Source organism: Devosia lacusdianchii, from assembly GCF_022429625.1.
Taxonomy (GTDB): Bacteria; Pseudomonadota; Alphaproteobacteria; order Rhizobiales; family Devosiaceae; genus Devosia; species Devosia lacusdianchii.
Genome location: NZ_CP092483.1, coordinates 2,385,200 through 2,407,255, shown reverse-complemented (window position 1 = coordinate 2,407,255; position 22,056 = coordinate 2,385,200). Strand labels below are relative to the sequence as shown.

The following is a 22,056-nucleotide window of genomic DNA, read 5'->3' as shown; positions in this document are numbered from 1 at the left end:
TCAGCCATGAGTGCATTCTTTGCGGATACCGAACTACCCCGAAAAACCAGCCGCTTCGGCCGCGCAAGCCTGGCCTCTGGCACCCCGGTCGACCAACGGGCGCGCGCGCGGCGGCTGGGGCCGGGGCAGGAAATCCCGTATGCCGGACTACTCGGGCCATCGCTGCTGCTGGCGCTTTGGGCTCTGGGCTCGGCCACTGGCCTTATTGATCAGCGAACCTTGTCGGCGCCGTGGACGGTAGGGGTGACCGCCTTTGACCTCATCGCCGACGGGCGGCTGCAATCGAACCTCATCACCTCCGCCTGGCGGGCCGTGCAGGGCCTGGCGCTCGGCATCGTCATCGGCGTCGTTCTGGCCTTGATTTCGGGCCTGTCGCGCTGGGGCGAGGCGATTATTGATGGGCCGGTGCAGATCAAGCGCGCGGTTCCCACACTTGCACTCATTCCGCTGCTGATCCTCTGGTTTGGCATCGGCGAGGGCATGAAGGTCACCGTGATCACGCTCAGCGTCATCATCCCGATCTACATCCATACCCATAATGGCCTGCGTGGCATTGACAATCGCTATGTCGAACTGGCCGAAACCCTGCGCATGGGCCATGGCGAATTCATCCGGCAGGTGGTCCTGCCGGGCGCGTTGCCCGGCTTCCTGCTCGGACTGCGCTTCGCAGTCACCTCCGCATGGCTTTCGCTTGTCGTGGTCGAGCAGATCAACGCCACCAGCGGCCTTGGCTACATGATCGAACTGGCCCGCACCTACGGGCAGACCAGCATCATCCTGGTTGGCCTCGTGGTCTACGCCATTCTCGGCCTCATCTCGGACGGCATCGTCAAACTTATCGCGAAGAGGACCCTGTCATGGCGTCGTACGCTGGCGCACTGAACGAGCATCCAGTCGCGGTGCGCAATCTGGTACGCGGTTTCAACGGCCGTACCGTGCTTGACGGCATCGATCTCGATATCCGGCGCGGCGAGTTTGTTGCGCTGCTGGGCCGCAGCGGCTCGGGCAAGAGCACGTTGCTCCGGGCTCTCGCGGATCTCGATCACGACGTGATCGGCACCGGCTGGCTCGAAGCCCCGGCGAACAAGTCGGTCGTGTTCCAAGATGCGCGGCTGCTGCCGTGGAAGCGGGTGCTGGAGAATGTCATCCTGGGCCTCGACCATGCCGACGCGGCGCGTCGCGGTGCGGAAGCGCTGGCCGAGGTCGGACTTGAAGGGCGCGAGGCCGCCTGGCCGGTGGAGCTGTCAGGCGGCGAGCAGCAGCGCGTGGCCTTGGCGCGCTCGCTGGTCAGGGACCCAGCGCTGCTGCTGGCCGACGAACCATTCGGCGCGCTCGATGCCCTGACGCGGCTCAAGATGCATGGCCTGCTGCGGCAGCTCTGCGATCGTCACCAGCCCGCCGTCCTGCTGGTGACCCACGATGTCGACGAGGCCATCAGCCTCGCCAATCGGGTCCTGGTGCTTGAGGAGGGGCGGATCGTCTCCGACCTCGCCATCGACCTGCCGGAGCCCCGCGACCATGGCGACGCACGCTTCGCGCGCATTCGAACCAGCCTGCTCGCCACACTCGGCGTGCACTGAACGGCCATAACAGTCCCAAACGCCGTCCCTCGTCTTTCAACGAAAGGATTTGTCATGAGCACTAGCCGCAAACTGCGCCTCGGCGCCTTCATCATGGCCACGGGCCACCACGTCGCCGCCTGGCGGCACCCGGACTCCCAGGCCGATGCCGGCCTCAATATCGATCACTACCGTGAGCTCGCCCAAACGGCCGAGCGGGGGCTGTTCGATCTCGTCTTCGTCGCCGATAGCCCGGCCGGCTGGGAGCGCGGCAAGGATGTGGAGGCACTGCGCCGGCACAGCACTGGCGCCCATTTCGAGCCGGTGACTCTATGGGCGGCCCTGTCGCAGGTGACCGAGCATATCGGCTTCGTCTCGACCGCCTCCACCACCTACGAGGATCCCTATCTCCTTGCCCGGCGCTTCGCCTCGCTCGACTATATTTCCAAGGGGCGCGCCGGCTGGAACGTGGTGACCACCGGCGCTGACGTCTCCAAGAATTTCTCCATCCCCGGTCATCCGGCCCATGCCGATCGCTACGCCCGGGCCGAGGAGTTCGTCGATCTGGTCAAGCGCCTGTGGGATTCCTACGAGGACGACGCCTTCATTCGTGACAAGGAATCCGGTGTCTATCTCGACCCCGACAAGGTGCACCAGGTCAACCACAAGGGTGCGCATTTCACCGTCGCCGGACCGCTCAATGTGGGTCGCCCGGTGCAGGGTTACCCGGTCATCGTACAGGCCGGTGCCTCGGAGGCCGGCCGCGAGCTGGCGGCTCGCACAGCCGAAATGATCTTCACCGCCAACCAGACAATCGAAGACGCGCAGGAATTCTATTCCGACGTGAAGGGGCGGCTGGCCCGGCATGGCCGAACGGCTGACGAGCTGCTCATCACGCCGGGCATCTTTCCCGTGCTCGGCGGAACAGAAGCCGAGGCGCAGGCCAATTACGACTACATCCAGTCGCTGGTGCACCCGTCGGTCGCCTGGGGCATTCTCAACCGCCACTACCAGGGCGTCGACCTGACTGGTTATTCGCTCGACGACATCGCGCCACCGCTGCCGCAAAGCACCGAGCTCAACAAGAGCCGGTTGAAGCTGGTGAGCGACCTCGTCTCGCGCAACAACCTCACCTTGCGGCAGTTCTATCTCGCGGTTGCGACCGCACGCGGTCACCGCACGGTTGTGGGTACACCCGAGCAGGTGGCCGATGCCATTCAGCAATGGTTCGAAAACGGCGCAGCCGACGGCTTCAACATCATGCCGCCGATACTGCCGACCGGCCTCACCGACTTCGTCGACCAAGTCGTGCCGATCCTGCAGAAGCGCGGGCTGTTCCGTACGGAATACGAGGGCCGTACGCTGCGCGAAAACCTCGGTCTGAAGCGGCCGCTCAACTCGTTCGTCAATCACGACCAGATCGAGCAACTGGCCACGGCCTGAAGCGCCCCGTCCGACCATTTTTACAACGGCAGTCCTATCGCATGAGCGGCAATACCGAATTCCTCTGGTACATCCCAAACGACATCAGGCCTGGTCACCGTGGTGACGCTGCGGTCGATAATCACAACAGCCTCGACACGCTGACCAGCCATGCCAGGGCGTTGGAGGATCATGGCTGGAAGGGCGCGCTCATCGGCACCGGCTGGGGAAGGCCCGACACGTTCACCGTCGCGGCCTCGCTCGCGGCTCGAACGACGACGTTCGAGCCGTTGATCGCCATTCGTCCGGGCTATTGGCGCCCGGCGAACTTTGCCTCGGCCGTGGCGACCCTCGATCACCTGACCGGCGGTCGCGTGCGCATCAACATCGTCTCGGGCAAGGATAACCTTGCGGCCTACGGCGATAGCGAGGGCGACCAGGCGCATCGCTACGGACGCACCAAGGAGTTCATGCGGCTGGCGCGCCGGCTGTGGACAGAGCAAGAGGTCACGGCCGACGGCCAGCATTTCGGCGTTACGGATTCGACCGTGGTGCCGCGCATCGAGGTTCGCGGGGACCGGCTACATCCCAAGCTCTACTTCGGTGGGGCGTCGGAGGCGGCCGAGCAGGTGGCCGCCACCGAGGCCGATGTTCAACTGTTCTGGGGTGAACCGCTGGCCGGTGTCGCCGAGCGGATCGATCGCCTCAAGACCCTGAGCGCCACGCTCGACCGTGACCTGCCGCCGCTAGAGTTCGGATTGCGGATCACCACCCTGGTCCGCGACACGACGGAACAGGCTTGGGCCGATGCCGAAGCCAAGGTCGCGGAGATGGCCATGAGCGCCGGCTCCAGCTGGAACGATCACAAGCAGGGCTTAGCCGTGGGGCAGCAGCGCTTGCTCGACCTGCAATCGCAGGGAGATGTGCTCGACGACAATCTCTACACCGCGCCGGGCCGGTTCGGCGGGGGCGGGGCTGGCACAACTTGGCTCGTGGGTTCTGCTGCGGACGTGGCGCGATCGCTGCGCAAATACCGGGACCTGGGCATTACGCACTTCGTGCTGTCCGGCACGCCATATCTGTCCGAGATCAAGCGCCAGGGCGACCAACTCCTGCCGCTGCTTCGCGACTGAGGCTTGAATCGTTAAGGCTGCATGCGCAATGCGCCGTCGAGCCGAACGACTTCGCCATTGAGGTAGTCGTTCTCGACCATGGCGATGACGAGTTGCGCGAATTCGGCGGGGTCGCCCAGGCGGGCGGGGAAGGGAATGGCCTTGCCCAGGCCGTCCTGGGTATCCTGCGGCAAGCCAGCCAGGAGGGGCGTCTTGAACAGGCCGGGCGCGATAGCAAGCACGCGGATGCCGAAGCGGGCCAATTCGCGCGCCACCGGCAGTGTCATGGCGGCGACGCCACCCTTGGAGGCGGCATAGGCGGCCTGGCCGATTTGCCCATCGAACGCGGCGATCGAAGCGGTCGAAACGACGACGCCGCGCGAGCCGCCGGCGAGTGGCTCAGCCAGCGACATCTCAGCGGCCGCCAGGCGCAGCATGTTGAACGTGCCGATGAGATTGATACGGATCGTTCGCTCGAAGATATCTAGGGGCAGGGGGCCGTCGCGGCCAACGACTCGGCCGGCCTCCGCGACCCCCGCACAATTGATCAAGATACGCGGGACCCCGAATGCAGCACGGCTGGCAGCGAGCGCGGCAGCGGCGCTATCGGGGTCGGCCACGTCGCAGGGCGCGAAGAGACCGTTGATTTCACCCGCAATGGCGGCCCCCGCCTCTGCGTTGCGGTCGAGTACGGTTACGCGTGCCCCTTTGGCCGCTAGCGCGCGAGCCGTTGCCGCTCCGAGCCCCGAGCCTCCACCAGTAACGAGCGCCGTCGTGCCATCGATGATCATGATACTGCCCTGCGTGACGACTGGTGTTCTTCATAGCACGTTGCCTGATTGCGCCTAGCTATTCGCGCGCCAGCGCCTCCACCTCCTGCTCGTCCAGCAGAGCCTCGCCGGCGCCGATGGCTTCGAGATAGGCATCGATTGCCGCCTGCCCTGAGGCAGGGACGTAATCAGCCGTGCTGCTCTTGCCAGCGGCGACGGCGAACTGGGTTTGCCAATTGCCGCTGATGCGGCACGCGACGGCAACATAACCGGCAGTGCCGGCTGTTTCGAATTCGCGACAGATATTGCCGTCGGCATCAGCGAAGGTGGCGATCGGCGTGAGCGTGAGGTCGTCACCCAGGTCGGCCGTTTGCCCAGAGGGTGTCCGCTGAAGGGCTTCGGCGATCATGGGCCCTTGCGGGAATTGCCCCACAGGCTGCGGATCGCCCCGACCGATCATGTACCCCATGGGCAGCGCCACCAGTGCGATGGCCAGCGAGGCAAACGCGACGCCCGGGACGCGCAGGTCGAACCCCTGGAAAAACCGCTTCCAGATCGGGTCGCGCTCGGCGTGCGCAATGCTGTCGCGCACGCCGGCCATCAGTTCGCGCGGCACCGGCTCAAGCAACGACTCAAAGCCGGCCTTGGCGAGGTCGGCACCCTCGACCAGAGCATGCAGGCGCTCGGCGACAACAGGGTCGGTTTCGACCGCTGTCGCGACCTGGCTGAACAGGGGCTCATCGAGCACGCCATCGGCGAAGGCCATCAGCGTTTCGTCGCTGATCTCTGCGGGCATTGCGGGATCCTTCACAGCAAACGACCTCCTTCAAGGCCGACATCCTCGGCCAGTTTGCGGCGCGCACGCGCCAGCCGGCTCATCACAGTGCCGATGGGCAGGTCCAGTATCTCGGCTGCGTCGCGGTAGCTCAGCTCCTCGACACAGACCAGCAGCAGCAATTCGCGCTGATCCTCGGGCAGGCGGGCAATGGCCTGCATGGTTTTGTTGAGCATCAGCCGCTGCTCGGGGATGGCAGCTCCGTCGAAAGCGGAGAGATCGTCGCGCTCGTAGACGTCGATTTCCTCGCCGCGTGTGCGCAGGCGGCGCATGCGATCGATCCAGGCATTGCGAAGGATGCGGAACATCCAGGCTTCGAAGGGCACGTCAGCGCCACGCCCCGGGCTGGCGAGGGCTTTTTCGCATGCGATCTGCACGAGTTCATCCGCGACGTCGGCCATGCGGCAAAGCGTAATGGCATAGCGCCGCAGGCGCGGGAGCATCTGGATAAGGCTGGGTCCGATGGTGATCATGCCAAGTGATACGGCCCGCGCACCGCGTTATTCCCGCCCTGTCGAATTTTTTCGTCGCCCCCGCCGAATAATGACCGCAGATGGCCGTATAGAACTCATATGCGACCCCAAATCAAAGGACATTGCATGTTGCCAGTTCCATCGTCCCGCCTACGTGCACTGCTACTTGCTCTTGGTCTGGTCGCGCTGCCATGTCTCGTAACCGTTCCGTTACTTGTTGTTCCGACCCTTGCCCAGGACGACGATGATGACAGTGGTGGCGGTGATGACGACGACGACGGTGGGAGCTTCGGCTCCAGCGACGATGGCAGTAGTGACGACACGGTCTGGCAATCCACCCCCGTGGTCCGGCCGCGAGCACAGGCCGCACCTCCACCGCCGGATCAGGCGCCCGACCAGATCGTGGTGCGGACGGCTGACGTTGCTGTGCGGGAGGCGCTCCTCTCGCAAGACTTCACCGTCTTAGCCGAAACGGATGTTCGCGTATTGCTGGCTCTGCCCGACGAGATGACGGTGCCCGAAGCCCTGGCGCTGGTTCGCACGAGTGCTCCCGGAGTGATCGCCGCGCCGAACAGCTATTACCGCACTCAGTCCGTCCCCGACTCTTGCAGTGGAGACCTGTGCCAGCCCTGGGAGGCGGTGGGCTGGCCTCCGGTTTCAGTTGACCCGTTCTGCCGGTTTGAACCCTTTATTGGCGTCGTCGATACCGGCATCAATATCGAACACGATATGCTGTCCCAGGCCAAGGTAACGCTCGAGAGCATCGGCAGCTATGGGGCCGAGCCGTCCGACCAGAAACATGGCACGGCTGTCGTCGCCCTGTTCGTCGGCGATGCCGACAGTCGCGTGCCGGGGCTGGTACCCGGCGCCAATCTGCTGGTCATCGATCCGTTCGGGCGCGTGGGCGCCGACCAGCGCAGTGATGTGTTCAGCCTTGCTACAGCTCTCGATCGTCTGGGGAGCGAAGGAGTGAGTGTCGCCAGCCTCAGTCTAGCGGGCCCGGAGAACGACATCCTGAGCGATGCCATCGAAAGCCTGCAGGATCAGGGCATTCCGGTGGTGGCTGCCGTGGGCAATTCCGGCCCCCGCGCCGAGCCGCTCTATCCGGCCGCCTATCCCGGTGTCGTCGCCGTGACGGCGGTGGACGGTCGGGACCGCATCTATCGCCGTGCGGTACAGGGCGACCATGTTAGCTTTGCCGGCCCCGGCGTGGCGATCTCCACTGCGGCCTCAATCAGCGGTGTGCGGCCGCAGACCGGAACCTCCTTCGCTGTGCCCTTCGTCACGACCGGCTTGGCGGCGGCCATGGCTGACGGGAGCATTGCGGACGCGGCCATCACTCGGTTGACAGAGGCAAGCCGGGATCTCGGGGGCCCCGGCAAGGACGATGTGTTCGGCTGGGGATTGGTGCAGATTCCGGCGCCCTGCTGAGGCGGTGGGTCAGCGCGCGGCGCGGGCGAACTTGCGATACCAGCCCGTTGCCGCGAGCGTATTGCGGAACACCTTGTTGCGCTCGGCTGCTTCGATCACCGTCTCGCTGCCGATCTCAGCTTCCAGCATGGTGCTCGCCCGCTGGAACGGGATCACCTGTACCAGCGGCGTGCCTTTCTCCAGCTCGTGCAGCCCATCGCTGCCGCGAGCGAAGAAGGGGAAGTGGATCGGCGCAATATAGGTGTCGGTATCGACCACGCCGGCCACCGGTTCGAACACGGAGTTGGCCCGGTTGAGCAGCGGCACGAACAGGCAGCTCCAGCCGGCAGGCGTGCGGATCGACCAGTAATTGTGGAACTTGCACGGCGGCGTCTGCGCGCGCGGATGTCCGGCGACCTGGTGCGGGCCATGGTTGCTGACCATGGTCTTGTCGAAGTCCCATCCTGCCGTCACGGTCCGCCCTTCGTCCTTGATTTCGAGGCGAACGGTTGCCGCCAACGGCAGGATGAAGCCGGTCGTCATCGCGTCGAGAAACGGCATGCATCGCTTCACCGTCAGCCCGGTATCGCCGGTATCGAGCTTTTGCGCATCGATGGCCGGCAGTTTTCGGAACCAGTCGGGCAGGTGGGTCTTGGCGGCAACCGGCGGCGCGATGACGCCTTCGTCCTCGGGCGCGCAGAGAAAGCGAATTTTCGGCACTGGTTTGGCGAACATTGGTCGGCTCCATCAAGGGTTTGATCAGCCGACGCGCCGGGCTGCGGATTATTCCGCCCCTGCAGTCAAAACTTTTGGGAATAAGTCCGGGCGCGGACCGTGTGCCTTTGTGGGGCAGCTAGGCCCCGATGACAGAAAGGAACGTCCCAATGGGCAAGTCCACAACCATCACCACTCTCGTGGTTGCTGCGGTCGTCGCTGGCAGCGCACCGTCTGCCGCCTATAGCGTCGCTGAGCCGGCACCCACCGCAGTCCATGCCGGCAACGTACAGGTCGCCGATACGGAGACGCGCTACAGTAACGGCCGCAAGCAGTATCTCATCAACGGGTACTGGTTAAACCACAACAATGGGTCCAGCTCGAACTCCAGCTCAAATTCGAGCAGCAACAGCTCCTCCAATTCCAGCTCCAACAGCTCATCGAACTCCAGCAGCAACAGTTCGTCGAACTCGAGTTCGAATAGCTCGTCGAATTCCAGCTCCAACTCCAGCTCGAACAGCTCTTCGAACTCTAGCTCGAATTCGTCCGACGACGACGATTGAGTTGGCCGGCGCTCCCTCGGGGCGCCGTCCGCCTATGGGCGGGGCAGCACGATATTGTCGATCAGTCGTGTTGCCCCGAGATAGGCAGCCACAGCAAACAGGGCATCGTGACCATCCATGGTGCTGATTGCGTCGAGGCTTTGCGCATCGCGCACATCCCAGTACTGCACCTTGATCCGCGGATCGCTCTCCAGCACGGCTAGACCGATCGCCGCTAGCCTGGTGGCATCGCGCTCCCCACCGTCGAATGCTGCCTTGGCTGCTTGCAGGCTGGCAAAGATCAACGGCGCTGCGGCCCGGTCTTCCGCGCCCAGATAGACATTGCGCGAACTCAGCGCCAACCCGTCTGCTTCACGGACGATCGGGCCCCTGATGATCTCGACCGGCACAGCCAGGTCGCGCACCATTCGCTCGATCACCGCGCATTGCTGCGCGTCCTTTTGGCCGAACACGGCCAGATGCGGCTGGACGATGTTGAAGAGCTTGAGCACCACCGTGGTCACACCGCGAAAGTGGCCCGGCCGCATCGCCCCGCATAGCGGACCAGACACGCTCTCCTCGACCACAAAGGTCGAAGCGCCCGTGGGGTAGAGTTCTTCCACCGCCGGCAGGAAGACCGCGTCGACACCGGCGGCCTTCAGTAACGCCAGGTCCTTTTCGATCGGGCGCGGATACTTCGCTAGATCCTCGTTGGGTCCGAACTGCAGCGGGTTCACGAAAATGCTGGCAATCGTCACCGTCGCATGGCCCTTCGCCAGTTCCATCAGACTGATATGGCCGGCATGCAACGCGCCCATGGTTGGCACGAAGCCGACGGTCTGGTCGGCAGCAAGCCCCTGCCGCCAGGCCCGCACCTCGGCAATGGTTCGCAAGATTTCGGTCATACGATCAGATCCCACAGGCGCCGTGCGAGGTCAGCCTTGCTCATGACAGGCAGGGCAACCGCTTCGCCGTCGCGCCGGAACAAAGTCCCGCCATTGGTCGGCACGGAGAACCCCGTCTGGCTACTTTCGCCGACGCGTGCCACCGGATTGGCGAACAGGAAGTCGAGCTTCTTGCTTTCGAGCTTGCCCCGGCCATTGGCCTCGACATTGTCGGTCTCGGCCGCAAATCCCAGGAACCATTGATCGGTTGCGGCGGCCCGCAGTGAGCCCAGCACATCGACCGATGGGATCATATCGAGTGCTGTTGCCTCCGAGGCGCGCTTCAGCTTGCTCGATGCCGAATTGGCGACGCGGTAGTCCAGCACCGCGGCAGTCGCGATCACGCCATTGACATGGGGTAGGGCGACAAGTGCCGCCTCGGCCATTTCTTCGGCAGTGCGCACCTCCACCAGCGTCAACCGTCCGCCGCCTGTGGGCGCGACGGGCCGCACCACCCCCTTGTCGACTCCGAGCACATAGCGGACGTCGATACCGCGCCGCAGCGCCTCCTCGGCCATGGCGGCGCCCATGCGGCCGGTCGAGTGGTTGGTGATGTAGCGCACCGCGTCGATCGCACTGGTCGTGGGACCGGCGGTGATGAGCACACTGGTTCCAGCCAGCTTGCGCTTCGGCTCAACCAATGCCGCCTCGATCGCGTCGACGATCATTGGTACCGGGGCGAGCTTGCCGACGCCGACCTCGCCGCAGGCCAGCGTGCCGGCGGCGGGATCGATCACGGCGGCCCCGCGCTCGACCAGCGTCTTGAGGTTCTGCTGCGTCGCCACGTGCTCCCACATGACGGTGTTCATCGCCGGCGCAATCAGCATGGGGGCCTTGGTTGCCAGGGCCACAGTGGTCAGCAGATCGTCGGCCAATCCCATGGCCAGCTTGGCCAGCACATTGGCGGTGGCTGGCGCGACCACCAGAATGTCGGCCCACCGCGCCAGATCGATATGTTCAGTGCCTGCCACATCAGCGCCGAACAGCGCCGATTTGACCGGTCGTCCGCTCAGCGTTTCCAGCACCAGTGGAGTCACGAACTGGCTGGCGCTTTCGCTCAGGATGCATTGAACCTCGTGCCCGCGCTTGCCGAGTTCGGAGACGACGTCGGCGATCTTGTAGGCCGAGATGCTGCCGGTGACGGCGATGAGGATGTTGCTAGCCATTCAACTGTCCATAGCGGGCGGGTTCGCCTTCACCTCAGCGACGTATTCGCTCACCACCCGACGGATGATGGCGGCGACGTCGGCCTTGGGTTTGGCGAAGCTGGGGACAGGCTCGACATTGAGCCCGATGAGGTCATTGATGACAAGCACCTGGCCCGAGCATTCATCGCCTGAGCCGATGCCGATAGTCGGGATCTCCAGCGACCGCGTGATTTCTGCCGCCAGCTCCGGTACGACGAATTCGAGCACGATGGCGAACGCTCCGGCGCTCTGCAGCTTGTGCGCTGCGGCGATCAACTCCTGTGCTGCGGGCGCATCCTTGCCATGGCGGTAATAGCCGCCGAGCTGATGCACGGCCTGCGGGGTGAGCCCGATATGGCCTACGACCGGGATGCCTTGACCCACCAATCGCGCCACGATGGGCGCAGCGGCCTCGCCGCCCTCGATCTTCACGGCCTGGCAGCCGGTTTGCTGCAGCACCGCTATGGCATTGCGCAGGGCAGTCTCCGGATCGGTAGCGGTGCCGAATGGCAGGTCGCAGACGACCATGGCCCGTTCGGTCCCGCGATAGACGGCGCCGGCATGGCGGATCATGTCGGCAAGCGTTACCGAGAGGGTCGTCTCGTGGCCAAGCACCACATTGCCCAGGCTGTCTCCAACCAGGATGATCTCCACGCCGGCCTGATCCACCAGACCCGCCGTGACGTGATCATAGGCCGTCAGCATGGCGATCTTCTCGCCGCTCCGGGCCATGGCCCGGATATCGCGAGTGGTAAGACGGTTGGTCTGGACTCCTGCGGACATAATCACTCCTCCCGCCTTGATCGCCCCCGGGGCGCCAGCGCAGCGGTTACACATACCGCACGTCCATAGCGGGCTCGCGCAATTGCACAACTGCCAAATAGTTCTACGTGCCAATCATCTTCAGCAGTGGGGCGAAAACGCGGGAATACCGCCTGTCGCTAGGTTCCACCCATTGCCGCCTCGATGGAGTCCAGCCCCTTGCTCAGGGCCGCGACATCGGTTGCTCCCAGTAGGCTTGCCAAACGGGTCTCGTAAGCGCGCGCAAGCGCTACCAGCTCGCCATAGCGGGTGCGGCCAAGTGCCGTCAGTTCAAGATGCTCGATGCGGCGATCGGCTTCATCCTCCACGCGCCTGAGCCAGCGTTGCTGCTCGAGCGCGTAGATGGCGCGGCTGACCTTGGTCTTATGCATCGACGAGTGCGCGGTGATCCGCGTGGCGGTGGTGCGGCCGAACTGGCCGATCGTTGCCAGGCACCGCCATTCGGGCCGTGTCAGGCCGTACTCCCGGCGATAGCGCTCGGCGAATTCGCGCGACACCAGCTCCGCTGCCCGATTGAGGCGATAGGGCAGGAAGGTCTCCAGCGCCAGGGTGTCGCCATGGCCGTCGCTCATCGGGTCCTCGCTTGATAGTTACAAAACTGACAGTTACCGGTGAAACAATATGCGCGACCACGAAGGAGCACAATATGCCACTCAACTACATGCCGGGTTTCGGCAATGACTTTGAGACTGAAACGCTCCCGGGCGCGCTGCCGCAGGGTATGAATTCGCCTCAGCGCTGCGCCTATGGCCTTTATGCCGAGCAACTCTCTGGTTCGCCCTTTACGGCGCCGCGCGGCACCAATGAGCGCAGCTGGCTCTACCGCATCCGCCCCAGCGTCAAGCACAAGGGCCGCTTTGCCGCTGAAGAGTTCCCGCATTGGAAGACCGCACCGCACCCGGATGAGCACAGCCTGGCACTGGGCCAGTTGCGCTGGGATCCGGTGCCGATCCCGACCGAAAAAACCAACTTCATCCAGGGCATCCGCACCATGACCACGGCTGGGGATGCACTGGGGCAGTCGGGCATGGCGTCACACATCTATCTGGTCAACGACGACATGGTCGATGACTACTTCTTCAATGCCGACGGCGAGATGCTGGTGGTGCCGGAAAGCGGCTCGCTCTCCATCTTTACCGAAATGGGCATCATGGAGATCGAGCCCAGCGAGATCGCGCTCATTCCGCGCGGCATGATGTTCAAGGTCGCGCGATTGGCAGGAACGACCGAGGCGCGCGGCTACATCTGCGAAAATTATGGCGCAAAGTTCACGCTGCCGGACCGCGGCCCGATCGGCGCAAACTGCCTTGCCAATCCGCGCGACTTCAAGACCCCTGTCGCCGCGTACGAGGACAAGGAAACGCCATGCCGCGTGCATGTGAAGTGGTGCGGCCGGTTCCACGTCACCGAAATCGGCCATTCGCCCCTCGATGTTGTCGCCTGGCATGGCAATTACGCGCCCTACAAATACGATCTGCGGACCTTCTCGCCCGTCGGCGCGATCCTGTTCGACCATCCTGATCCGTCGATCTTCACGGTCATGACCGCCCCTTCGGGCGAAGATGGCACCGCCAATGTGGATTTCGTGATCTTTCCGCCACGCTGGCTGGTGGCCGAGAATACGTTCCGGCCGCCATGGTATCACCGCAACATCATGAGCGAGTTCATGGGCCTCATCTATGGGCAGTACGACGCCAAGGAGAAGGGGTTTGTGCCAGGCGGGATGAGCCTCCACAACCTTATGCTGCCGCACGGCCCCGACGCCGCCGGCTTCTATAAGGCCTCGACGGTCCCGCTTGGTCCGGTCAAGCTCGATCACACAATGGCCTTCATGTTCGAGACACGATTCCCGCAGCAACTCACGAAATATGCTGCCGAATTGGATACGCTGCAGGATGACTATGTCGACTGCTGGGATGGTCTCGACCGGCGCTTTGACGGCACCAAGGAAGGCCTGTGGAACCTGACCAACGGAGAGAAGCGTTGAGCGCAACGAGCTGGGTCGCCAGCGCCAATGCGCCCGACCACAACTTTCCCGTTCAGAATCTGCCCTATGGAGTGTTCCGGACGCCGGGGCACGACGCGCGCTGCGGCGTGGCGATCGGCGACCTCGTGCTCGACCTCTCGGCGCTGGAGCAGGCTGGTTTGCTCGGCGCTGGCGGCTCGGAGCCGGTGTTCGGGCAACCGAACATCAATGCCTTCATGGCTCTTGGTTCCGAAGCCTGGGCACGCGTTCGGGCGCGTCTCACCGACCTATTGGCCACCGCTGGCGACCCGGCGCTGCGGGACGACACGACGCTTCGAGGCCGTGCCTTGCTGCCGGTCGACTCCGTCGAGCTGCTTCTGCCGATCGCGGTTGCCGGCTACACCGATTTCTACGCCGGCCGCCAGCACGCCTTGAATCTCGGCACCATCCTTCGTGGCGCTGACAATGCGCTGCCGCCCAATTGGCTGCATATCCCGACCGGCTACAATGGCCGCGCCTCGACCGTTGTGGTGTCCGGCACCGACATCCGGCGGCCGCTCGGCCAGCGCAAGCCCCCCAGTGCAACTATGCCCACATTCGGACCATCGCAACGGCTCGATATCGAGCTGGAACTGGGCGCTGTGGTGGGGCAGGGCAGCACCATGGGGCAGCCGATCACCGTGGCGGAAGCGGACGCCATGATCTTCGGCTTCGTCCTCCTCAATGACTGGTCGGCGCGCGATATTCAGGCCTGGGAGTATCAGCCGCTCGGACCGTTCCAGTCCAAGGCCTTCGCCAGTACGATCAGCCCGTGGGTAGTGACCAAGGCCGCCCTGGATGCATTCCGCGTCCCCACGCCGCCGCGTGAGCAGCCTCTGCTACCCTATCTGCAGGAGCCGGGGCCGATGCTCTTTGACATTGCCCTCGAGGTGGCGATGCAGCCGCAAGGGGCTGCATCGTCCACCACGATCTCCCGCACCAATGCCAACACGCTGTACTATTCGGCTGCCCAGCAGCTCGCGCATCACTCGGTTTCCGGTTGCCGGATGGATGTAGGCGACCTCTTGGGCTCGGGCACCATTTCCGGGCCCGACAAGGGCCAGTACGGTTCGCTGATGGAGCTGAGCTGGAGCGGCCAGCAACCGTTGCAGCTCGATGGCGGTCAAACGCGCAGTTTTATCGAGGATGGCGATACGCTGACCCTCCGTGGCTGGGCCCAGGGCGACGGCTACCGTGTCGGATTCGGCGAGTGCCGAGGCACTATCCTGCCGGCGCCGGTTCGGCCGGAGTGGGCCCAATGATCCAGATCGTACTGCACGACTACTGGCGCTCCTCAGCCAGCTATCGGGTCCGCATCGCTCTCCATATGCTCGGTATCGACTTCCGCAGCGAGCAGGTTGACCTGTTGGCGAAAGCTCACAAGGCGCCGGACTATCTCGAAAAGAACCCGCAAGGACTGGTGCCGACGCTGGCTATCGATGGCCACCTGCTCACCCAGTCGGTCGCCATCATCGAGTATCTCGACGAAACCCGATCTGCCGGCTTTTTGCCTCGCGATCCGCTCGAGCGCCAGCGCGTGCGGGCGCTGGCCTATGCCATCGCCATGGATATTCACCCGGTATGCAATACCGGCGTGGTTGCGCATGTGCTGGAGCTGACGCATGGCGATGACGCGGTGCGGAGTGCCTGGATGCAGAAGTTCATCGGCGCGGGTTTGGATGCCGTGGAGGTCATGCTTGCCGACACCGCCGGCACGTTCTGCCATGGCGATACGCCCGGTCTGGCCGATTTCTGCCTGGTTCCGCAGCTCTACAACGCCACGCGGTGGGGGCTCGACACGGCGCGCTTCCCAAAGCTCGCCCGCATCGGCGCTGCCTCCGCCGAGCTTGCCCCCTTTGCAGCCGCCCATCCCGATCGCTACCGGCCGCAGTGAGCGGCTAGTTGCCCTCGGGCCGCAGCGGCAGACCGCCGGATTGCTTGAGCGTCGTCAGGACGATCTCCGAGCGCACCTGTCCGATCCGGCCGTAGGGCAGCAGGTGGCGGTGGATGAAGTCGGCGAAGTGCTGCAGGTCCTGCGCCGTCACATGCAGAACATAGTCGGCGTCTCCGGAAACCGAGTAGGCGGCCCGCACCTGGGGAAAGGCACTCAGATAGGTGGCGAAGTCCTCGGCCTGTGCTTTGCCGTGATCCGACAGGTTCACCCGCACAAAGGCCTCAACCGTGAAACCGAGCTTCGTGCCGCTCAGCCGGGCCGAATACCCCTCGATATAGCCGGCCACTTCCAGCGCCGTCTTGCGTCGCGAACATTGCGAGGCGGAGAGGTTCACACGTTCTGCGATCTGGGCATTGGTCAGCGATGCATCCGCCTGCAACGCCGATAGAATTGCATAGTCAAACGCATCCAGTTTGATTTCTTGCATCGAGGGCCGCCAGTCTGCGTGTTTCGTGCAAACTTTCCGTCGGCGCGGGGCGAAATGCAAGCTGTTTGCACGGTCGGTGAGGCATCCTTGTTATCCAGCTCATGGAGGAAGAGAATGGGTCCCTATCCGCACGACGCGCCGCCGCCGACAATCAGCGCCACGAATCCGGCCGGTACGGACGGCTTCGAGTTTGTCGAATTTGCCCATCCAGAAGCCGGCAAGTTGGAAAAGCTGTTCGAGAGCATGGGCTATGAGCCCGTCGCCCGGCACAAGACCAAGGACATCGTCGTCTACCGCCAGGGCGATATCAACTATCTGATCAATCGCGAGCCCGGCACCCATGCCGCCCGCTTCGTTGCCGAGAAGGGGCCCTGTGCCCCCGGCATGGCTTGGCGCGTCGTCGATGCGCAGGTTGCCCTCAAGCGGGCGCTCGACCTCGGCGCGACCGAATATACCGAAGGCGGCGGCGCGCTCGACGTGCCGGCCGTCTACGGCATTGGCGGGTCGCTGCTCTATTTCGTCGATACCTATGGCGAAAAGGGTTCGCCTTACACCGCCGAGTTCGACTGGATCGGCGATGTCGATCCCAAGCCCAAAGGTGTCGGCTTCTACTACCTCGACCACCTCACGCACAACGTGGTGCGCGGGAACATGAACACCTGGTACAAGTTCTACGCCGAGACCTTCAATTTCCGCGAAATCCGCTATTTCGACATCAGCGGCAAGATGACCGGTCTCACCAGCCGTGCCCTGACCTCTCCCTGCGGCAAGATCCGCATCCCGATCAACGAGAGCTCCGACGACAAGAGCCAGATCGAGGAATACCTGCGCGAATACAAGGGCGAGGGCATCCAGCACATCGCCGTCGCGTCCGAGGATATCTATGGCTCGACCGACGCGATTGCTGCGCGCGGCCTCGAATTCATGCCCGGCCCGCCCGACATCTATTACGAAATGTCCCAGCGCCGCGTGAAGGACCACCAGGAGCCGCTCGATCGGCTCAAGGCCCGCGGTATCCTGATCGATGGCGAGGGTGTCGTCGATGGCGGCACGACCCGCATCCTGCTGCAGATTTTCTCCAAGACCGTGATCGGCCCGATCTTCTTCGAGTTCATCCAGCGCAAGGGTGACGACGGGTTCGGCGAGGGCAACTTCAAGGCACTGTTCGAGTCGATCGAGGAAGATCAGATTCGCCGTGGCGTGCTCAAATCGGCCTGATGCCGTCCACACTTGCGCCTGACGTGCGAGCGGATAGCTATCCGCTGGTAGACCTTGTCGAGGGCGTTGTCCGCTCGACCGAACTTGAGGTTGGCGGCAAGCGTTACCCCGTGCTGCTGTTGCGCCGGTCCGGTAAGGTCCAGGCTTTCCTCAATGCTTGCCCGCACCAATATTTGCCCCTCGATTTCCAGGGCAACAATCTGCTGAGCGCGGATGGGAGCATGCTGATGTGCAGCATGCATGGCGCCATGTTCACCATCGACAATGGCGAATGCGTCAACGGTCCCTGCGCCGGCGCAAACCTCACCGCTATCGCCGTTCACGAGGAGAACGACCGACTGAAGCTCGACGCCGTGCTCTGGTAGAAACCAGCCCGCGAGGAGGCGGGAAACGATCGGCATTGAGCAGCGTTTTACTACCGAGCCGAGCCCTGGGAGGGGACATCATGAGCGCACACGCCATTCTGACTGCACAGACGGTCGAGGACTGCATCGTCGATCAGGGTTGGGAGCGGTATACGGCCGAGGACCACGCCATCTGGCGGACGCTATTTGAACGCCAGCAAGAGACGCTCAAGGGCAAGGTTTGCCAGGAATACCTCGATGGCCTCGAGGCACTCGGCATTGGCCCGGAGGGCGTCCCAAACTTCGAGCGAATGAACAAGCGACTGCGCGAGCTGACTGGCTGGGAGGTGGTCGCGGTGCCGGGTCTCGTGCCCGGGCGGCCGTTCTTCCAGATGCTGGCCAACCGCCAGTTTCCTGCCGGCACCTTCATCCGTACCCGGGAGCAGCTCGACTACCTCGAAGAGCCGGACATCTTTCACGACATTTTCGGTCACGTGCCGCTGCTGACCAACCCGGCCTATGCCGACTACATGCAGGAATACGGGCGCATCGGGCTCGATGCCATCGAGCACAAGGGCGTCAAGTTCCTCAGCCGGCTCAATTGGTACACCATCGAATTCGGGCTGATCCGCAAGCCCGAGGGCATCCAGATCTACGGCGCCGGCATCGTCTCTTCATTTGGGGAGGCGCGCTACGTTGTCGAGGATTTGTCGGCCAATCATACGGTATTCGACCTCGATCGGGTGCTGCGCACCGGCTATTACATCGACGACTTCCAGGCGACCTACTTCGTCATCGACCGGTTCGAGGATTTGTTCGAGGCGCTGCGCGCCACTGACTTCATTGCCAAGTTTGAGGAGGTCCGGCCCCTGCCAACGCTGACTCCGTTCGAAATCCTGCCCGACGATCAGGTGATCCGGCAGGGCACAGGCGAATTCTGGCGGGAGTTTCCGGAAACCAAGCAGCGGCTCAAATGAGCTGGGTCTGGGAAATGGAGCCGTAGCGGGCATCAAGTGGGCAAGTATGCGGCCGTTGAAGCGGACCGGAATGTTCGATGTTCCGGTCCGCTGGCGTTAGTTTTACGCCAAAGACTGAACGCCATCTTGCTTAGATTTTGTTGGCTTTAGCGGTTTGCGGTCCTGCATGTTCGGATGCGCAACGGCGAGCCGTATGCCCGCCATACGTAATGCTTCAAGTCAGCCCGCCGAGAATGCGTTTGAGCCACGACCTCCGTGCATCGAGGGCGGCGCGGGCCAATTCGGTTTTCGGCGCAAAGAAGTCGAAGCCATGGAAGCCGCCGGACCAGATATGGAGTTCGGCCGTGCCGCCTGTCGCCCAGATGCGATTGGCATATTCAACATTCTCGTCGCGGAACATCTCTGCACTACCGGCCTCGATGAAGGCGGGGGGCAGACGGGTTAGGTCCGTTGCGCGATATGGGGCGGCATAGATGGAAACGGCATCAGTGCCAACCCGGTCGCCCAGGAGCGATCGCCAGCCCAGAAGATTGCGCTGCCGGGTCCAGGTATTGCCCCTCAGATATTGATGGCTCGACGGGGTCGTATTGGTGTCGTCGATCATGGGGCAGAGCAGCATCTGGCCGGCGAGTTTCACCGTGCCCCGGTCGCGGGCGATCAGAGAAACGCCGGCGGATAGGCCTCCACCGGCACTGCCGCCCATAATGACGATGCGTTCGGGATCGATCCCCAATAGCTTGGCTGATCCAGCCAGCCAGACGAGGCCCGTATGGCAGTCTTCGACCGGAGCGGGGTCGGGATGTTCCGGGGCGAGCCGATATTCCACCGTCGCGGCGACAATGCCGAATTCGAGCACGAGATCGACAAGGCGCGGCACGTCCATGCGGCGATTGCCTACCATCATGCCGCCGCCATGAATGTTGTACATTGCCGCAACAGGAGCCGCGCCTTCAGCAATCCGCTGCTTGAGACCTCGAGGCGAGAGCACCGAGACGATGATGTCGGGTGCGCCGGCGGGGCCGGGCACGCAATATTCTGCAAAGTCTATGGGGTGATCGCCAATGGCCGCCTCGAAGGAGGGGAACCATTGGTCCATGGCTGCTCGCTCGGCCGCCAGGCCATCGGCAGTCATGTCGGGTGCGTCCTCGGGGGCGATCTCGGCTAGGGTCGCGAGCATTTCTTGGGCATAGGGAACTGGGCGCGGGTTAGGTGTGCTCATGAGCGATCCTCGGTCAGGGGCCTTCGGGATTGACGACATCACGGTCCGCCCAGAGCGGTTCCACAGCGGCGCGGATGGTTTCAGCGCCGATGCGTTCCACCAGTTCGATCGCCGCAATGGCCTGTTCGAGCTGGGTCAACTTTGTGGCGCCGAAGAGTGTGTTGATGTTGTGCTTGTGGGTGAGTGTGAAGGCGATGCAGAGCTGCGCCGGGGTGGCTCCGAAGTCGGCGGCGATTTTTGCGAGGGCCGGAACCGAGGCTATGATCTTCTCGCGGATATTGCCGGGGTCGCGTCCCACTTCGCGTTCGGGGGGTGTCGGCTTCACCAGCACGCCGCCTTCCATCACGTCGGAGCCCTGCATCTTAAAACCCTGGGCAAAGAGCTTTGCGAAGGGCGCGCCATCGGGAATCGAGCGACGGGAAACCGAATACTTGAGTTGCGCCATGGCCGGGGCATCGACGCTCTCGGCGCGGGCGATGTCGATGAGCGCGGCAATATTGGTCGCCGACCAATTGTTGACGCCCCAGGCGCGGATAAGACCGGCCTTTTTGAGTTCGGCGAGCGAGAGCACGAGATCGCGCAATTGCAGATCGTCGCGCCGCAGGTCGCCCAATACCACCAAGTCGGCATGGTCGGAGCCGACGCGGAAGAGAGCGTTTTCGAGCTGCGGCCTGAACCCCTTGTCGGGGTCGAAGCCTTCGAGCCAGAGTTTTTCGGACAGTAGGTAGTCATTGCGCTGCACCCCGGCAGCGCGGACGATGGCCGAGAACAAAATGTCCGTCAGTGGCGGCGGCTGGGTATCGGGCGTGCCATAGACACCGACGTCGAACATATTGATGCCGGCGTCGATGGCCTGTCGGATCATGCGGACGGCGAGGCCGAAATCCATGCGGTCATAGATATGCCAGGAGCCCATGGAGAGGAGCGGCAGGCTTAGGGCGGTATCGCCAAGCGCCTGGTGGGGGACGGTTGCGGTCATGTGAAATTTCCCAGGATTCAGGCGATGCGAGGATCGATGACGGCTTTGATCATGTGGTGCTTGCACATGGCATCGACGCAGGCGGATGCTTCTGACAGGCCGACCGGAGCGGCAAAAAGCTCGTCCCACGGCATGGCATTGGCAAAGGCGCGGAAGAAGTCTATGGCGCGGGCATAGTCGGCAATGTCGCCGTTGAGCGAGCCGAGAATGGTCAGCTCTTTGCCCATCACCAGGCCCAAGGGCAGGGGATAGTCGTCGCGGGAGGTCGAGCCGACAACGACCACCTTGCCGCGCTGGGCCGCCATGCCGACCGCTTCCTTGCCGACCGATTTGGCCCCGGCGAAGTCGAAGACATAATCGGCCCCACGGCCGCCGGTCAGCTCGAGCACTTTTGCGACCACGGCTTCCGAGCCGACGGCGATGTCCACCACGCGGTCTGCACCGAAGCGCCTGGCCATATCGAGGCGGGGGGCGGGTGAGCCTACTGTGATGACCTCGGCCGCGCCTGAGAGCTTTGCAGCGGCGGTGGCAAAGATGCCGAGTGCGCCGGAACCCTGAATCACGACCTTGGAGCCGACCTTGATGCCGCCGGCCCGGTCCACGGCGCGCAGCACTGTCTTCGCGGCGCAGCCGGCCATGGAGCCCCAGGTGTTCTTCACGTTGTCGGGAATGCGCAATTTGGCCGAGCCGGGGGCGATATAGCTGAATTCGGCAAGCCCGGCGGTTGAAAAGGGAAAGGTATCGGAGCGCTGCAGAAAGCCATAGCCGCGCTTTTCGCAGGCGACCGGCTCGCGCAGGCTGACGCAGCCATAGCATTCCCCACAGGTTGATTCCGACCAGCCGATGCGGTCGCCGAGCTTGAGTTCGGTGCCGAGGGCATCGTGGGTGCGGTCCCCGAGGGCGATGATTTCGCCCACCATTTCGTGGCCGAGCACCATGGGCAGCATGCCTGGAAAGCTCATCTTGCCTTCCCAGATTTCAATATCGGTGCCGCAAAGCGTGGCGCAGACAATGCGCACCAGCGCCGCGCCGGGATCGAGTCGTTCCGGCAGGGGCAGGGTGGTCAGTTCGAGCGGCTTGCCATGCCCTGTCAGCACGGCAGCGCGGGTCGAGGTCGGGATCATTTTCTCTCCTCCAAAAGCG

Annotated in this window: 24 protein-coding genes; 11 read left to right on the top strand and 13 right to left on the bottom strand. The window is 63.6% G+C overall.

The genetic code is table 11. From position 1 onward, the window contains the following. Positions 1–6: 6 nt before the first annotated feature. The 4 genes from MF606_RS11805 to MF606_RS11790 are packed head-to-tail and all read left to right on the top strand — an operon-like array spanning position 7 to position 4,114. Entirely contained in the window at positions 7–882 is an 876-nt protein-coding gene (locus tag MF606_RS11805; RefSeq protein WP_240229436.1) for an ABC transporter permease, read from the top strand. After that, positions 858–1,580 (top strand): ABC transporter ATP-binding protein, encoded by a 723-nt coding sequence (locus tag MF606_RS11800; RefSeq protein WP_240229435.1) that lies wholly within the window; start codon positions 858–860, stop codon positions 1,578–1,580. The genes MF606_RS11805 and MF606_RS11800 overlap by 25 nt, the downstream gene beginning before the upstream one ends. Before the next feature lie 54 nt (positions 1,581–1,634). After that, positions 1,635–3,002, top strand: coding sequence for an LLM class flavin-dependent oxidoreductase (locus MF606_RS11795; RefSeq protein ID WP_240229434.1), 1,368 nt, complete (start codon positions 1,635–1,637; stop codon positions 3,000–3,002). A gap of 41 nt (positions 3,003–3,043) precedes the next feature. After that, positions 3,044–4,114 carry an LLM class flavin-dependent oxidoreductase gene (locus tag MF606_RS11790; RefSeq protein ID WP_240229433.1) on the top strand — a complete coding sequence of 357 codons (1,071 nt, stop codon included), beginning with the start codon at positions 3,044–3,046 and terminating at the stop codon, positions 4,112–4,114. A gap of 11 nt (positions 4,115–4,125) precedes the next feature. On the opposite strand, the gene MF606_RS11785 is transcribed toward MF606_RS11790, so the two are convergent. The 3 genes from MF606_RS11785 to MF606_RS11775 are packed head-to-tail and all read right to left on the bottom strand — an operon-like array spanning position 4,126 to position 6,171. After that, on the bottom strand, positions 4,126–4,884 hold the full coding sequence (locus MF606_RS11785) for an SDR family NAD(P)-dependent oxidoreductase (protein WP_240229432.1): 759 nt from the start codon (positions 4,882–4,884) through the stop codon (positions 4,126–4,128). A gap of 58 nt (positions 4,885–4,942) precedes the next feature. Next, positions 4,943–5,659 carry an anti-sigma factor family protein gene (locus MF606_RS11780; protein ID WP_240229431.1) on the bottom strand — a complete coding sequence of 239 codons (717 nt, stop codon included), beginning with the start codon at positions 5,657–5,659 and terminating at the stop codon, positions 4,943–4,945. Between the two features lie 11 nt (positions 5,660–5,670). Further along, a complete protein-coding gene (locus tag MF606_RS11775; protein WP_240229430.1) occupies positions 5,671–6,171 on the bottom strand; it encodes an RNA polymerase sigma factor in 501 nt (166 codons plus the stop codon). A 126-nt stretch (positions 6,172–6,297) separates the two neighbouring features. Here MF606_RS11775 and MF606_RS11770 point away from each other — a divergent pair, with 126 nt between their 5' ends. Continuing rightward, a complete protein-coding gene (locus MF606_RS11770) occupies positions 6,298–7,602 on the top strand; it encodes a S8 family serine peptidase (RefSeq protein ID WP_240229429.1) in 1,305 nt (434 codons plus the stop codon). A 9-nt stretch (positions 7,603–7,611) separates the two neighbouring features. Here the strand turns inward: MF606_RS11770 and MF606_RS11765 are convergent, their stop codons facing one another. The 6 genes from MF606_RS11765 to MF606_RS11740 form a co-directional block, all read right to left on the bottom strand. Next, a complete protein-coding gene (locus tag MF606_RS11765) occupies positions 7,612–8,316 on the bottom strand; it encodes a hypothetical protein (RefSeq protein ID WP_240229428.1) in 705 nt (234 codons plus the stop codon). 292 nt (positions 8,317–8,608) lie between these two features. Continuing rightward, the gene (locus MF606_RS11760) at positions 8,609–8,800 is read right to left on the bottom strand and encodes a hypothetical protein (protein ID WP_240229427.1); all 192 of its coding nucleotides are present in this window, start codon (positions 8,798–8,800) and stop codon (positions 8,609–8,611) included. Positions 8,801–8,890: 90 nt separating this feature from the next. Continuing rightward, the gene (panC, locus tag MF606_RS11755; RefSeq protein ID WP_240229426.1) at positions 8,891–9,742 is read right to left on the bottom strand and encodes a pantoate--beta-alanine ligase; all 852 of its coding nucleotides are present in this window, start codon (positions 9,740–9,742) and stop codon (positions 8,891–8,893) included. Further along, entirely contained in the window at positions 9,739–10,947 is a 1,209-nt protein-coding gene (gene coaBC / locus MF606_RS11750; protein ID WP_240229425.1) for a bifunctional phosphopantothenoylcysteine decarboxylase/phosphopantothenate--cysteine ligase CoaBC, read from the bottom strand. The genes panC and coaBC overlap by 4 nt, the downstream gene beginning before the upstream one ends. Next, on the bottom strand, positions 10,948–11,751 hold the full coding sequence (gene panB / locus MF606_RS11745) for a 3-methyl-2-oxobutanoate hydroxymethyltransferase (RefSeq protein WP_240229424.1): 804 nt from the start codon (positions 11,749–11,751) through the stop codon (positions 10,948–10,950). Between the two features lie 158 nt (positions 11,752–11,909). Continuing rightward, entirely contained in the window at positions 11,910–12,362 is a 453-nt protein-coding gene (locus MF606_RS11740; protein ID WP_240229423.1) for a MarR family winged helix-turn-helix transcriptional regulator, read from the bottom strand. 74 nt (positions 12,363–12,436) lie between these two features. Between MF606_RS11740 and hmgA the strand changes: the two genes are divergently transcribed. The 3 genes from hmgA to maiA are packed head-to-tail and all read left to right on the top strand — an operon-like array spanning position 12,437 to position 15,689. Next, a complete protein-coding gene (hmgA, locus tag MF606_RS11735) occupies positions 12,437–13,777 on the top strand; it encodes a homogentisate 1,2-dioxygenase (RefSeq protein ID WP_240229422.1) in 1,341 nt (446 codons plus the stop codon). Next, on the top strand, positions 13,774–15,057 hold the full coding sequence (gene fahA / locus MF606_RS11730) for a fumarylacetoacetase (RefSeq protein WP_240229421.1): 1,284 nt from the start codon (positions 13,774–13,776) through the stop codon (positions 15,055–15,057). The genes hmgA and fahA overlap by 4 nt, the downstream gene beginning before the upstream one ends. After that, entirely contained in the window at positions 15,054–15,689 is a 636-nt protein-coding gene (maiA, locus tag MF606_RS11725; protein ID WP_240229420.1) for a maleylacetoacetate isomerase, read from the top strand. The genes fahA and maiA overlap by 4 nt, the downstream gene beginning before the upstream one ends. A 4-nt stretch (positions 15,690–15,693) precedes the next feature. Here maiA and MF606_RS11720 read toward each other — a convergent pair whose 3' ends face one another. Further along, positions 15,694–16,176 carry an Lrp/AsnC family transcriptional regulator gene (locus MF606_RS11720; protein ID WP_240229419.1) on the bottom strand — a complete coding sequence of 161 codons (483 nt, stop codon included), beginning with the start codon at positions 16,174–16,176 and terminating at the stop codon, positions 15,694–15,696. 114 nt (positions 16,177–16,290) lie between these two features. Here MF606_RS11720 and hppD point away from each other — a divergent pair, with 114 nt between their 5' ends. From hppD to phhA, 3 genes are all read left to right on the top strand, one after another. Beyond that, entirely contained in the window at positions 16,291–17,394 is a 1,104-nt protein-coding gene (gene hppD / locus MF606_RS11715; RefSeq protein ID WP_240229418.1) for a 4-hydroxyphenylpyruvate dioxygenase, read from the top strand. Beyond that, positions 17,394–17,759: a Rieske (2Fe-2S) protein gene (locus MF606_RS11710; protein WP_240229417.1), complete on the top strand. Its 366-nt coding sequence runs from the start codon at positions 17,394–17,396 to the stop codon at positions 17,757–17,759. Before hppD ends, MF606_RS11710 begins: the two co-directional genes overlap by 1 nt. Positions 17,760–17,839: 80 nt before the next feature. Beyond that, the gene (gene phhA, locus MF606_RS11705) at positions 17,840–18,715 is read left to right on the top strand and encodes a phenylalanine 4-monooxygenase (protein ID WP_240229416.1); all 876 of its coding nucleotides are present in this window, start codon (positions 17,840–17,842) and stop codon (positions 18,713–18,715) included. Between the two features lie 214 nt (positions 18,716–18,929). On the opposite strand, the gene MF606_RS11700 is transcribed toward phhA, so the two are convergent. The 3 genes from MF606_RS11700 to MF606_RS11690 are packed head-to-tail and all read right to left on the bottom strand — an operon-like array spanning position 18,930 to position 22,037. Then, the gene (locus MF606_RS11700; protein ID WP_240229415.1) at positions 18,930–19,934 is read right to left on the bottom strand and encodes an alpha/beta hydrolase; all 1,005 of its coding nucleotides are present in this window, start codon (positions 19,932–19,934) and stop codon (positions 18,930–18,932) included. A 13-nt stretch (positions 19,935–19,947) separates the two neighbouring features. Continuing rightward, on the bottom strand, positions 19,948–20,913 hold the full coding sequence (locus MF606_RS11695) for an aldo/keto reductase (protein ID WP_240229414.1): 966 nt from the start codon (positions 20,911–20,913) through the stop codon (positions 19,948–19,950). Between the two features lie 17 nt (positions 20,914–20,930). Next, positions 20,931–22,037, bottom strand: coding sequence for a zinc-binding dehydrogenase (locus MF606_RS11690; RefSeq protein ID WP_240229413.1), 1,107 nt, complete (start codon positions 22,035–22,037; stop codon positions 20,931–20,933). Positions 22,038–22,056 lie beyond the last annotated feature (19 nt).

Bases quoted from the DNA above. Each gene is read 5' to 3' on its own strand.
- MF606_RS11690 (WP_240229413.1), bottom strand. From the start codon at position 22,037: ATGATCCCGACCTCGACCCGCGCTGCCGTGCTGACAGGGCATGGCAAG.
- MF606_RS11695 (WP_240229414.1), bottom strand. From the start codon at position 20,913: ATGACCGCAACCGTCCCCCACCAGGCGCTTGGCGATACCGCCCTAAGC.
- MF606_RS11800 (WP_240229435.1), top strand. From the start codon at position 858: ATGGCGTCGTACGCTGGCGCACTGAACGAGCATCCAGTCGCGGTGCGC.
- MF606_RS11780 (WP_240229431.1), bottom strand. From the start codon at position 5,659: ATGCCCGCAGAGATCAGCGACGAAACGCTGATGGCCTTCGCCGATGGC.
- MF606_RS11805 (WP_240229436.1), top strand. From the start codon at position 7: ATGAGTGCATTCTTTGCGGATACCGAACTACCCCGAAAAACCAGCCGC.
- MF606_RS11720 (WP_240229419.1), bottom strand. From the start codon at position 16,176: ATGCAAGAAATCAAACTGGATGCGTTTGACTATGCAATTCTATCGGCG.
- panC (WP_240229426.1), bottom strand. From the start codon at position 9,742: ATGACCGAAATCTTGCGAACCATTGCCGAGGTGCGGGCCTGGCGGCAG.
- MF606_RS11710 (WP_240229417.1), top strand. From the start codon at position 17,394: ATGCCGTCCACACTTGCGCCTGACGTGCGAGCGGATAGCTATCCGCTG.
- hmgA (WP_240229422.1), top strand. From the start codon at position 12,437: ATGCCACTCAACTACATGCCGGGTTTCGGCAATGACTTTGAGACTGAA.
- phhA (WP_240229416.1), top strand. From the start codon at position 17,840: ATGAGCGCACACGCCATTCTGACTGCACAGACGGTCGAGGACTGCATC.
- MF606_RS11790 (WP_240229433.1), top strand. From the start codon at position 3,044: ATGAGCGGCAATACCGAATTCCTCTGGTACATCCCAAACGACATCAGG.
- MF606_RS11785 (WP_240229432.1), bottom strand. From the start codon at position 4,884: ATGATCATCGATGGCACGACGGCGCTCGTTACTGGTGGAGGCTCGGGG.
- MF606_RS11700 (WP_240229415.1), bottom strand. From the start codon at position 19,934: ATGAGCACACCTAACCCGCGCCCAGTTCCCTATGCCCAAGAAATGCTC.
- MF606_RS11740 (WP_240229423.1), bottom strand. From the start codon at position 12,362: ATGAGCGACGGCCATGGCGACACCCTGGCGCTGGAGACCTTCCTGCCC.
- MF606_RS11765 (WP_240229428.1), bottom strand. From the start codon at position 8,316: ATGTTCGCCAAACCAGTGCCGAAAATTCGCTTTCTCTGCGCGCCCGAG.
- panB (WP_240229424.1), bottom strand. From the start codon at position 11,751: ATGTCCGCAGGAGTCCAGACCAACCGTCTTACCACTCGCGATATCCGG.
- MF606_RS11795 (WP_240229434.1), top strand. From the start codon at position 1,635: ATGAGCACTAGCCGCAAACTGCGCCTCGGCGCCTTCATCATGGCCACG.
- MF606_RS11770 (WP_240229429.1), top strand. From the start codon at position 6,298: ATGTTGCCAGTTCCATCGTCCCGCCTACGTGCACTGCTACTTGCTCTT.
- MF606_RS11775 (WP_240229430.1), bottom strand. From the start codon at position 6,171: ATGATCACCATCGGACCCAGCCTTATCCAGATGCTCCCGCGCCTGCGG.
- maiA (WP_240229420.1), top strand. From the start codon at position 15,054: ATGATCCAGATCGTACTGCACGACTACTGGCGCTCCTCAGCCAGCTAT.
- hppD (WP_240229418.1), top strand. From the start codon at position 16,291: ATGGGTCCCTATCCGCACGACGCGCCGCCGCCGACAATCAGCGCCACG.
- coaBC (WP_240229425.1), bottom strand. From the start codon at position 10,947: ATGGCTAGCAACATCCTCATCGCCGTCACCGGCAGCATCTCGGCCTAC.